This window comes from Metasolibacillus meyeri, from assembly GCF_003049505.1.
Lineage (GTDB): Bacteria > Bacillota > Bacilli > Bacillales_A > Planococcaceae > Metasolibacillus > Metasolibacillus meyeri.
In genome coordinates this window covers 1-348 of the sequence record NZ_PYWN01000206.1, presented here as the reverse complement: position 1 = coordinate 348, position 348 = coordinate 1, and the positions used below count along the sequence as shown (strand labels likewise).

The window sequence follows — 348 nt, the reverse complement described above, 5'->3', positions numbered from 1 at the left end:
AGTTTGATCTTGGGTTGTGCCATCCGAAAGGTTTTCTATTAGTTGGAAGTTTTGCGTACCTCCAACGGTTAGTTGGCTTGTTTTAGGTGATAGACTAATGCCCGTTGAGTAAGTGTTCCACTTTGCATAAATTGTCATAGGCACTGTAACAGTACCTATCCATGTTTTTGTATACAAAGGGTCCTCGAACCATCCGTGAAAAGTATCTCCTGGCTTGGCTTGGCTATTAAATACTGTCTGTCCAAGGTTTGAAATTTGCCCTTTAAATTCAACTTGATTTAGCTTGTTATACGTAAAGGCAGAAGCCCCAATACTGGTCACGCTATCTGGAATGGTCACATTCGTTAG

At 41.1% G+C, this 348-nt stretch carries 1 protein-coding gene; it reads right to left on the bottom strand.

Going from position 1 to position 348, the window contains the following annotated elements:
* The coding region (locus tag C9J34_RS20770) for a leucine-rich repeat protein (protein ID WP_153062664.1) at positions 1-348 on the bottom strand (348 nt) is incomplete at both ends.